Source organism: Arthrobacter sp. 01T428 (genome assembly GCF_056398685.1).
In genome coordinates, this window is record NZ_JBFTPW010000016.1 from 106,714 (window position 1) to 115,888 (window position 9,175).

Annotated in this window: 10 protein-coding genes and 1 pseudogene; 5 read left to right on the top strand and 6 right to left on the bottom strand. The window is 65.1% G+C overall.

The window, feature by feature from the left end; translation table 11 throughout:
• The first annotated feature begins 20 nt into the window (after positions 1-20).
• The 5 genes from AC1DJB_RS17020 to iolB all read left to right on the top strand — a co-directional run bounded on the left by AC1DJB_RS17020 (position 21) and on the right by iolB (position 3,619).
• Positions 21-800 carry a gamma-glutamyl-gamma-aminobutyrate hydrolase family protein gene (locus tag AC1DJB_RS17020; protein WP_441433355.1) on the top strand — a complete coding sequence of 260 codons (780 nt, stop codon included), beginning with the start codon at positions 21-23 and terminating at the stop codon, positions 798-800.
• Positions 801-927: 127 nt separating this feature from the next.
• Complete coding sequence (locus AC1DJB_RS17025; RefSeq protein ID WP_216363150.1) at positions 928-1,332, top strand: cupredoxin domain-containing protein; 405 nt, start codon at positions 928-930, stop codon at positions 1,330-1,332.
• A gap of 10 nt (positions 1,333-1,342) precedes the next feature.
• A complete protein-coding gene (locus AC1DJB_RS17030) occupies positions 1,343-1,792 on the top strand; it encodes a hypothetical protein (protein WP_306962110.1) in 450 nt (149 codons plus the stop codon).
• Positions 1,793-1,967: 175 nt separating this feature from the next.
• On the top strand, positions 1,968-2,708 hold the full coding sequence (locus tag AC1DJB_RS17035) for a GntR family transcriptional regulator (protein ID WP_059388160.1): 741 nt from the start codon (positions 1,968-1,970) through the stop codon (positions 2,706-2,708).
• 17 nt (positions 2,709-2,725) lie between these two features.
• Positions 2,726-3,619: a 5-deoxy-glucuronate isomerase gene (gene iolB, locus AC1DJB_RS17040; protein ID WP_307052800.1), complete on the top strand. Its 894-nt coding sequence runs from the start codon at positions 2,726-2,728 to the stop codon at positions 3,617-3,619.
• A 199-nt stretch (positions 3,620-3,818) separates the two neighbouring features.
• Here the strand turns inward: iolB and AC1DJB_RS17045 are convergent, their stop codons facing one another.
• The 6 genes and pseudogenes from AC1DJB_RS17045 to AC1DJB_RS17070 form a co-directional block, all read right to left on the bottom strand.
• The gene (locus AC1DJB_RS17045) at positions 3,819-4,859 is read right to left on the bottom strand and encodes a Gfo/Idh/MocA family oxidoreductase (protein ID WP_059388162.1); all 1,041 of its coding nucleotides are present in this window, start codon (positions 4,857-4,859) and stop codon (positions 3,819-3,821) included.
• On the bottom strand, positions 4,856-5,674 hold the full coding sequence (locus AC1DJB_RS17050) for a TIM barrel protein (RefSeq protein WP_441433356.1): 819 nt from the start codon (positions 5,672-5,674) through the stop codon (positions 4,856-4,858). The genes AC1DJB_RS17045 and AC1DJB_RS17050 overlap by 4 nt, the downstream gene beginning before the upstream one ends.
• A complete protein-coding gene (locus AC1DJB_RS17055) occupies positions 5,674-6,777 on the bottom strand; it encodes a Gfo/Idh/MocA family oxidoreductase (protein ID WP_476910585.1) in 1,104 nt (367 codons plus the stop codon). Before AC1DJB_RS17055 ends, AC1DJB_RS17050 begins: the two co-directional genes overlap by 1 nt.
• 35 nt (positions 6,778-6,812) lie before the next feature.
• A complete protein-coding gene (locus AC1DJB_RS17060) occupies positions 6,813-7,853 on the bottom strand; it encodes a Gfo/Idh/MocA family protein (protein ID WP_441433357.1) in 1,041 nt (346 codons plus the stop codon).
• A complete protein-coding gene (locus AC1DJB_RS17065; protein ID WP_441437971.1) occupies positions 7,853-8,848 on the bottom strand; it encodes a Gfo/Idh/MocA family oxidoreductase in 996 nt (331 codons plus the stop codon). Before AC1DJB_RS17065 ends, AC1DJB_RS17060 begins: the two co-directional genes overlap by 1 nt.
• A gap of 111 nt (positions 8,849-8,959) precedes the next feature.
• A pseudogene (locus AC1DJB_RS17070) lies at positions 8,960-9,175 on the bottom strand (hypothetical protein); the annotation flags it as partial.

A 9,175-nucleotide genomic window follows, 5' to 3' on the forward strand; every position in this document is an offset into this window, starting at 1 on the left:
CGTCCAGTGCATCATGGAGCATGCAGACTTCCGAACAGCAGAGCAGCGTCCGGCCCCGGATCGGCATTCCCGTCCGCCTCAGCAGCTCCGAAAGCACGGATCCCCGCGTGGGAGAGGCGAATGAACTCTTCGACTTCATCGTCGAACTGGTGCGCGACTCCGGTGCGGAGCCTGTACTCCTGGACGCCTCCTTTACCGACGAAGCCGGTCCGCTGGCCGCCGAGCTTCGCTCCCTCAACGGGGTCCTGCTGCCCGGCGGCGGAGACCTGGATCCGCGGCTCTACGGTGAAGAAGCGACTGACGCCTGCTACGACGTCAACCCTGACCAGGATCGCTTGGACTTGGCGGTGGCCCGTGGATCGCTCGACGCCGGTTTGCCCACCCTCGGAATCTGCCGCGGCCACCAGCTCCTCAACGTGGTCTACGGCGGGACGCTCATCCAGGACATGCGCCCCTCATCGGTCGAGCACAACGGCCTCAGCCCGGCGGAAGGCGAGCTCAGCGCCTGGGCGTGGCACGACGTCGAACTTTCACCGGAATCCAAAGTGGCTGGACTCTACAACGCACGGGGCTCGGTGCGGATTGCTTCGGGACATCACCAAGCCGTGGCCCGGATAGGCGATGGCTTGGTGGTGACGGCGGTCGCGGAGGACGGGACCGTGGAAGCCCTCGAGGATCCGCAGCGCTGGGTGGCATCCGTGCAATGGCATCCCGAGGCCTCGCAGCTGCCCGACGAGGAACGGCTCGCCCCGTTCAAGGCGTTCGTGGAGGTCTGCAGGACGCTGCGTCCGGTGGGGTGATGGAGCGGGACGCCCCCGCTCGCCGGAAACAATTTCCCGCGCCCGTGAACCTGACCGCTCCGGAATTCGTCTCATCAATGTGGCAAGCACTTTCGCGCCACCGGACACGAGAAGCGGGGAACCAAACATGAGGAGCAACCCCAAGGCCATGATGGTCATCGTTGGAGCGGCTGCCCTGATTGCCGTGAGCGGTTGCGGGGCGTCCGGAACCGGCTACCAGGGCGCATCGTCGAGCCCACCTTCCGCCGCGTCGTCGACTGCTCCGCCGTCCGGGACCTCGCAATCGCTCACTATCACCATCAAGGACTTCGGTTATCAAGGACCTGTCTCGGTCAGCCCGGGCGCCAAAATCACCGTGAAGAACGAGGACACGCAGGCCCACACGGTCACCTCGGACGACGGAAAGGCGTTCGACGCCGCCGTCGACGGCGCAGGCGGAACGGTCCAGTTCACGGCGCCCACCACACCGGGCAGCTACCCCTACCACTGCGCGTACCACTCCAACATGCACGGAACGCTGGTCGTGAAATGAGCACAGCAAAATGAGCACCCGTGAAGCGGCCCGCCGCAAGCCGATGAGCCGCAGGCCGAGGGACATCCTGCTGCGGCTGCTTGTGGCGGCGGCCCTGGTCGTCGACGCCGTGGTGCACTTCGATCTCGCCTCCGGCTACCAGTTGGGTGCCCCTGGCGGAATCGGTGAAGGCAATCTGTTCCGCCTTGAGGGCGCGGTCGCAATCCTCGTCGCCCTGTATGTCCTGGTCCGCGGCAGTCGGCCTGCCTACGCCGCCGCGGTGGTCGTCGCTGGAAGCGCCTTCATTGCGGTCCTCCTCTACCGCTATGTCGACATACCTGCCATCGGTCCGCTCCCGTCCATGTACGAGCCCGTATGGTTTTTCGAGAAGACCCTCAGCGCAGTCGCCGAGGGACTGGGCGCCGTGCTTGCCGCCGTCGGCTACGTCCGTCAACGCAGCAGCGCCAGACGCTCGTCCTGATGTCTGGACATGTCCCAAACAAGACCCCTGAAACGGCGCAATAGACGCGCCTCCAGCACCCTTGACCCGCGCAATGCTCCTGCTATCATCAGTAAAGCAGTATGTCCTATCAAGCGAACATGAACGGACATGCTTGCAACTTCCGGGACGGTCCTGGAATGCGAGGGAGCATGCAATGGCGAATCAACTTGGCCTCACTATCGACCGTTCTTCCCCTGTGCCCTTGTACCACCAGGTGGTCCAGGGCATCGAGGCCGCCATCCACAGCGGAGTGCTCGAGCCCGGAAGCCGTTTGGACAACGAGATAGACCTCGCCGCACAGCTCAACCTGTCCCGGCCCACCATGCGCAAGGCCATGGACGAGCTCGTCCGCTCGGGCCTGTTGGTCCGCAAGCGCGGCGTCGGCACACAGGTGGTGTCGAGCCAGGTCCGCCGGCCCCTGGAGCTCTCCAGCCTCTACGACGACCTGACCAACAACGGCAAGAAGCCCACGACGCAGGTCCTGAGCTTCTCGCACATGGAGGCCGACGCTGCGACGCTGACTGCCCTCCAGCTTCCGGCCGGTTCAAAGGTGTACCACTTCACGCGCTTGCGCAAAGTGGGCGGCAAGCCCCTGGCGCTCATGGAGAACTGGGTCCGCGACGACATCGCCACCATGGACGAGGCCATGCTCGCGGAAGAAGGCCTCTACGCCATCCTCCGCCGCGGCGGCGTCAATTTCCGGCTCGCTTCGCAGCGGATCGGCGCCATGATCGCCAATGACTACCAGGCACCGCTCTTGGAGGCGGAAGTCGGCTCGGCATTGGTCACCATGGAACGGACCGCCGTCGACGACACCGGACGCATGGTGGAAACCGGCCACCACGTGTACCGGGCCGATTCCTACAGCTTTGAAATGACACTCGTACAGCGCTAACGCAAGGACACAACTTCATGGCCAACTGGGTCTATCCACTGGGAACCGCCAACGACGGCGATTGGGACATCTCGCTCGGAACCTCCGATTCCGCGTTGACTGTGGACGGGTGGGCCCACACCGGGCTCAAGGTGGCCACGCTCGCCGCGGGCGCCGCCGTCGAACTCCCCGCCGCAGCTGAGGAGCGGATCATTGTGCCGCTCAACGGCGCCTTCACGGTGACGGTCGACGACGTCGAGTATCCCCTCGCGGGGCGGGCGTCGGTATTCCATGGCCCCAGCGATGTCCTGTATTCCGGCACGAACGCCGCGGTCACCATCAGTTCGCCCGACGGTGGCCGAGTCGCCGTCGCGACTGCCCCCGCCAATGCGTCGTACCCCACCAGGCTCGTGACCGCGGCCGAAACCCCTGTGGAGCTGCGCGGAGCAGGCAACTGCTCCCGCCAGGTCCACAACTTCGGCACTCCCGCCGCCCTTGAGGCCGACCGTTTCATCGTCTGCGAAGTGCTGACGCCCGCAGGCAACTGGTCCTCCTATCCTCCGCACAAGCATGACGAGGAAAAGGACGGCGAAACGGAGCTTGAGGAAATCTACTACTTCGAGACCCGCGTGGCTCAAGGGTCGGGTGCACCCGCCGACGCCGATGCAATCGGCTATCAGCGTGTCTACGCCTCAGATGAACGGCCGATCGATGTGGCCGCGGAGGTTCGCACGGGCGACGTCGTTCTTGTTCCCTACGGCTGGCACGGCCCCGCCATGGCCGCTCCCGGCTACGACTTGTACTACCTGAACGTCATGGCCGGCCCGGGACCTGTGCGGGAATGGCTCATCAGCGACGACCCCCACCACGGGTGGGTGCGGCAGAGCTGGGACGGACAGGACATCGACCCCCGCCTGCCGTTCGGCGCCTAAGGAGCCGCACACCCAATCCCCACCGCCACCCTCGCCTCGCAAGTCCCCGCCGGCTCCCAACCTTCGCAAGCTCAGGCTGGGGCCCTCGCCGGCGGGGCCCCACGGCCAGGGAACCCTGGCGGCGTGGGCCCAAGCAGTTGTTGTCGTTCTGGGCCGTCAAAACGACAACAACTGCGAGCTAGTTGGGACCTGTAATCGCCTAACTCGCCTTCGCCCCCACTAGCGCCACTCTGACGGGAACTCCGCTTGCCAGCGACTCCTGCGCGGCATCCGCCACACGGGAAGCTGCGACGGCGTCCTCGGGGGTGCACGGGTTTTCCCGTTGGCCCAGGACCAGTTCAACGAAGGCCGCCATTTCCGAGCGGTAGGCCTGGTCGAAGCGTTCGGCGAAGGTCTTGTGGGGTTCTCCGGACGGGAAGGCGATCCCGGCCTCGGCTGATTCCATGGCTGTCTTGTCGTCCAGGCCAACCATGACGGAACGCTTGGAGCCTTGGATTTCGAGGCGAACGTCATGCCCTGCACCGTTGTAGCGGGTTGCCGAGACTGTGCCGACCGTCCCGTCGTCGAAGGTGATCAGAGCTAAGGCGGTGTCCACATCGCCCACTTCTCCGATGGCGGGATCGCCGTTGTTGGAACCCTTGGCATAGACCTCTACGATCTCGCGGCCGGTCAGCCAGCGCAGGATGTCGAAGTCGTGGACCGAGCAATCGCGGAACAACCCGCCGGACGTTGCCAGGAACTCCACGGGCGGCGGTGCCATGTCGCAGGTCACGGCGCGCAGTGAGTGGATCCAGCCGAGCTCCCCCGCTTGGTACGCACGCCTGGCTTCAAGGTAGCCGGCATCGAAGCGACGCTGGTGGCCGATCTGCACCACGCCATCGTTGGCACGGATATGTTCCAGGACAGGCAGCGAATCGGCCACATTCATGGCTACAGGCTTCTCGCAGAACACCGGGATACCGGCGTCCACCCCAGCTCGGATTAGTTCCGGGTGCGTACCCGTGCCGGTTGCGATCACCAGCCCATCCACGCCGGAGGCGATCAACGCCTCCACCGAGGGCAGGAACTCGGCGCCGAGACCAGCTGCGACTCGACGGGCATGGTCTTCAGCCACGTCCGTGAGCCGCAACTCCACGTTGATGCCTTGTCCATTCAATTCCCCGTTGAGGGCCGCGATGTTGCTGGCATGCATGACGCCGATCCGCCCTACTCCAACCAGCCCGAGAACGACGTCCTTCATAGTGCTACCTCCGTTGAAAAAGCTGAGCTGTTGCGGGATTCCGCGGCCTCAACCGTGAACGCCCGCCGGAATGCCTCGAGCGCCTCCATGTCGTCTCCGCTGGCCCAGGCCTCCATGCCGACGGTGCCTTCGTAGCCCGCGGCGACGAGCGCCCGAGCCACAGCCAGGTAATTGATTTCGCCGGTGCCGGGTTCACAGCGGCCGGGGACGTCCGCCACCTGGATCTCGCCGATGTGCGGCAAGGCGGTACGCACCAGTTCAATGAGGTTCCCCTCCCCCAATTGAGCGTGGTACAGGTCCAGCATCATCTTCACGTTGGGATGTCCGGCCGCCTCCACGAGCGCCAAAGTGTCCTTGGCCCGTGCGAGCGGAATTCCGGGGTGGTCCAGCACGGTGTTGAGGTTTTCGAGGCAAAACGTCAGTCCGTGCTTTTCCCCGAGCGCGCCAAGGCGTTCAAGGGTCCGGGCACCCGTGATCCACATACTGCCGTTGGCCCGGTAGGCGGGACGGGCTGCTTTGCCGTCGATCAGCTCCGCCGAGTGCACCACCATGCGGCTGACGCCGAGTTCCAAAGCGGTCGGAACCAGCGTCTCGGCCGTCCTCACCACATCATCGGCGGTGTCCGCGTCAACCAGGCTGCCGGAGGTGTAGCCGGTCATGGAGGAAAAGACCGCACCGCTCGCCTTGAGTGCGGCAATGTCCTTGCTCCTCGAATCCCAGAGTTCGACGTCGAATCCGGCCTCATGGATCCGACGTACCCGCTCGGCGAACGGCAGTTCCGTGAAGACCATTTCGGCGCAGACAGCCAGCCGCATCAGACACCGGCCTTGCTGTTGCTCGAAACTGCAGGTACCGCCACCGGTCCGCCTTGCTGGACCGATTCGATGCAGGCCAGCGCCACCGCGAGGGCGCGCCGCGCATCCGCGGCTCCCGGGGTGAGGGTGAAAGCGCCCGACGGCGGTTGCGTGCCATCGCGGCGCGCGCGGACTGCCGCCGCGAAGTCCACGAGCTCAGCGGTGTAGGCTTCGCGGAACAGTTCCACGTTGAGCCTCGGAGTCTCAGCGGAGAGGCCCTCTGCCGTGTACCTCAGGGCAGCCGTTTCAGTGGGCCGTCCGGCCTGCACCATGCCCTTGGAGCCGAAGACTTCGCCCCTGACGTCATAGCCGTACAGCGCACTGAAGTTGGCTTCCGCCACCGCCAGGGCGCCATTGCTGTAGCGGATGGTGACCACGGCGGTGTCCAGGAATCCCTGGTCACGAAGGCTCGGCTCAACCAGTGCGTCCGCGACGGCGTAGACCTCCACCGGTTCGGCGCCTTCGTTGAACCAGTTCAGAGTGTCGAAATCGTGGATGAGGGTTTCCAGGAAAATCGTCCAGGCCGGAATCCTGGCTGCATGTCCGATGCTCCCGGTACCCGGATCCCTTGTCAACGAGCGGAAGAGCTGCGGCTCCCCTACAATTCCTTCGGCCAGGTCCTTCTTCGCGGCTTGGAAGTCGGTGGCGTAACGGCGATTGAAGCCGATCTGGAAATGTACCCCGGCGGTTTCGACGGCGAGGAGGGCGGCGTCGAGCTCTTCGAGGCTCTGCGCGGCAGGCTTCTCGCAAAATACGTGCTTGCCGGCGGCCGCGGCCTGGGCGATCAGGGAAGCGTGAAAACGCGCGGGACTGGCGATGATGACGGCATCGATGTCAGGATCGGCCAGGATGTCCGCGGCGTCGGGGGTGACCTTCGCCGTACCAAGCTGGGAAGCCACGGACGCGGCGGAGTCCACGTTGGGATCGGCGACGGCGGCCAGGACCGCACCCGGAACCCTGCGAGCTATGCTTTCGCCGTGAAACGCTCCCATCCAGCCGGACCCTATGAGTCCAAGCCGCACAGGCGTGGGGAGACTGGAGGAGTGCTGTTCGATGTAGGCCATGGGCCCGTCCTTTCGATAGTCAGTACAACAATTGCTCAGGCGGCATTGCCTTCGCCCTGGAATTCAATGCCCACTTGGCGGCGGATTTCATCGGCAACATCCATCGTCCGGATGGAGGAGGCCAGGGGCCGTTGTTGGGTTTCCGTCTCACCCGCGGCGACGGCGCGGGCCACCGCTGCGGCTTCGAAGTGCAAGCCTTCCACATGCCCGCCCACAGCCTCGTTGTGGCGAAGCCGCGTGCCGTCCGGGAAACGGAGCTCGAAACCGCCGGGCATATTGAAGGGGCCGTCGATGGTCAATGTGGCCTCGGAGCCAACGATCGTCGCCGCGGTGGGGGTGAAATTATGCAAGTGCGTATTCATCACGGCCTGGCCCCCGCCCGTGAATTGCATGATGGCGGAGAGTTGGCCGTTGACACCCGATTCGTGGGGCTCGCCGAAAGCGCTCAAGCGTTCCGGGGCGCCGAGGACTTCGGTGATGAGGGCCAGAGGGTAGGTGCCGAGGTCCAGCAATGGCCCGCCAGCCAGAGCGGGATCGAAGATGCGGTGGCCTCGTTCAAAGTGCTCACCGTATTCCGCCAGGACCGTCGTTACGGTACCCAGCGTCCCGGCGTCGAGCACTTGCCGGATCACGTCGAACTTCGGAAGGAAGAAGCTCCACATAGCCTCGGCGGCGAAAACGCCGGCTGCCTTGGCCCGCGCGGCGATATCCCGTGCCTGCGCGGCATTCAGGCCGATCGGTTTCTCGACCAGGACGTGTTTGCCGGCCTCGATGGCCATCAAAGCAGCCGCATGGTGGAAGTTGTGCGGAGTGCACACGTACACAATGTCTATGTCCGGAGCCGCGGCCAGCTCTTCGTAGCTTCCATAGGCGGCGGGCACGCCGAAAGCATCCGCGAACGCCTTGGAGCGGTCCAGGGAGCGGGAGCCGACGGCGGCGATCACTTGCGTTGAGTGGGCCTGCACCGATTCCGCGAAGCGTTCGGCAATCCACCCCGGACCCATGATCCCCCAGCGCAACGCCGGAGCGTCGCACGAATCCGGCACCCTTGATACTGGCAGACCGGATGAAACCATCAGTAGATCACCTTTGTGTAGGCTCCGTCGCTGTGGAGCGAGCGGATCATCGCTTGTGCGAGCTGCGACGCGCGCAGGCCATCCTCACCCGTGGCGAGCGGCGCTGGCTCTCCCTTTTCGAGGGCGGAGATCCAGGCCTGAAGTTGCAGGCGGTACGCGTCGGCGAAACGTGGACGCCAGTCTGCGGGGATTTCGGAGCTGCGCTTCCCTTCCTGCCGGACATCGAGGGCGGCCGGTTCCGGGAGCGCGGCAGTGCCGAACTCCGAAACAACCTCGCACCGGGTGGTGTAACCGTACTGGGCGTTGAGGAAGAGTTCGAGCGTTGCCAGGGTGCCGTCGGCTGCGCGTAGGAGCATGAAGGCCGGGTCCCGCAGGTCACCGGTGCTGTACCGGGAGCTCCGCCCCGCTTGCCAGGACACCTCAGTGATAGGCGAATCCAACAGCCAGGGGATGATGTCCAGCTCGTGGATGGCCGAGTTGGTGATGGCGGATTCCGAGCTCGCGCCCGGTCCCGCGGATACGGTCCGGCTGGTGCAGTGGACCTGCAAAGGCTCGCCTTGCGTGCGTGCCCGGGTGGCTTCGCGCAAGGCGACATAGCCGGGATCGAAGCGCCTCATGAAGCCCATCGACAGCAGCCGGGCACCCGTTGCGGCCAAGAGGTCGGCTTCGGCTTCCACCGCTTCGCGGCCTTCCAGGAGCGTGGGAGCCAACGGCTTTTCGCACAATACCGGGGTCATCGCTTCGAAGCATTCCAGCACCAGTCCCGCATGGGTGGAGTCATGGGAAGCGACCACGACGGCGTCAACGTCGCTGGAGTTGATCAGCTCGGAGGGGTCGGTGGTGATGCGTGCGGATGGCGGCGCCGCAGCTGCCGCACGTCCGGCGTCGAGGTCTGCCACGAAGGTGACTTCGGCCCCGCTGATGGTGGTGGAGAGGTTCCTGATGTGGTCTGCGCCCATGACACCGGCGCCAATAACGCCAACCCGGATCGGCATGCTGTCTTCCCGTCTACTACTTCGTGCACATTCCCGCAGTGGCATGGCGAGCGGGGGCCCGTCCGGTTTTCCGGCGGACCCCCGTCTCCGTCCGCGCTGTCTCCCCGCGCGCTAAGCGTGCCGCGGGCTGCTTTCCCTTGAATTGTCAGCTGCGCCCGCGACGTCGGTCACTTCGGATACCCCGGCGACTTCGGCTTGGACTTCCTTGAGGGCTTGGGTGTGTCCGCCGAGTTGTTCGAGTTCGTGGGCGAGTTCGGCCAGTTCCGCGCCGCCGGCCATCTGGGCGGTGAGTTCGTCCAGGGTGATGTCCTTCTTGTCGTAGTAGCC

What these genes read in the sequence shown, in the direction of transcription:
- AC1DJB_RS17020 (WP_441433355.1), top strand. Translation starts at nt 21, where the DNA reads ATGCAGACTTCCGAACAGCAGAGCAGCGTCCGGCCCCGGATCGGCATT.
- AC1DJB_RS17025 (WP_216363150.1), top strand. Translation starts at nt 928, where the DNA reads ATGAGGAGCAACCCCAAGGCCATGATGGTCATCGTTGGAGCGGCTGCC.
- AC1DJB_RS17030 (WP_306962110.1), top strand. Translation starts at nt 1,343, where the DNA reads ATGAGCACCCGTGAAGCGGCCCGCCGCAAGCCGATGAGCCGCAGGCCG.
- AC1DJB_RS17035 (WP_059388160.1), top strand. Translation starts at nt 1,968, where the DNA reads ATGGCGAATCAACTTGGCCTCACTATCGACCGTTCTTCCCCTGTGCCC.
- iolB (WP_307052800.1), top strand. Translation starts at nt 2,726, where the DNA reads ATGGCCAACTGGGTCTATCCACTGGGAACCGCCAACGACGGCGATTGG.
- AC1DJB_RS17045 (WP_059388162.1), bottom strand. Translation starts at nt 4,859, where the DNA reads ATGAAGGACGTCGTTCTCGGGCTGGTTGGAGTAGGGCGGATCGGCGTC.
- AC1DJB_RS17050 (WP_441433356.1), bottom strand. Translation starts at nt 5,674, where the DNA reads ATGCGGCTGGCTGTCTGCGCCGAAATGGTCTTCACGGAACTGCCGTTC.
- AC1DJB_RS17055 (WP_476910585.1), bottom strand. Translation starts at nt 6,777, where the DNA reads ATGGCCTACATCGAACAGCACTCCTCCAGTCTCCCCACGCCTGTGCGG.
- AC1DJB_RS17060 (WP_441433357.1), bottom strand. Translation starts at nt 7,853, where the DNA reads ATGGTTTCATCCGGTCTGCCAGTATCAAGGGTGCCGGATTCGTGCGAC.
- AC1DJB_RS17065 (WP_441437971.1), bottom strand. Translation starts at nt 8,848, where the DNA reads ATGCCGATCCGGGTTGGCGTTATTGGCGCCGGTGTCATGGGCGCAGAC.